This window comes from Mesorhizobium sp. WSM4850 (assembly GCF_055811735.1).
Genome location: NZ_JBVVPV010000186.1, coordinates 1 through 309, shown reverse-complemented (window position 1 = coordinate 309; position 309 = coordinate 1). Strand labels below are relative to the sequence as shown.

General features: G+C 61.8%; 1 protein-coding gene. It reads left to right on the top strand.

Features of this window, described 5'->3' with window-relative positions:
• Positions 1-309 (top strand): efflux RND transporter permease subunit (locus tag AC0L2Z_RS35505; protein WP_473630657.1); only part of this gene is annotated, 309 nt, incomplete at both ends.

Sequence of the window (309 nt, the reverse complement as noted above, 5' to 3'; positions counted from 1 at the left end):
TTCGCCGCTGCTGTTCTGGCCGGGCATCATCGGCGACTTCATGAAATACATGCCGATCACGCTGATCGTCACGCTCTGGGCCTCGATGCTCTATGCACTGGTCTTTGCACCGGCGCTGGGCGCCTTGTTCGCCAAGGCGCCGCCGCATCACGAGAGCGACAACCGCGACGGCTGGTACATGGCCGTGGTCAAGCAGGCGGTGCGCTTTCCCATCACCGTGCTTCTGCTCACTGTCGGCCTCTTGTTCGGTGTCGGCTTTGCCTATTCGAAATACGGCGCCGGCGTCGAGTTCTTCCCGAATGTCGAGCC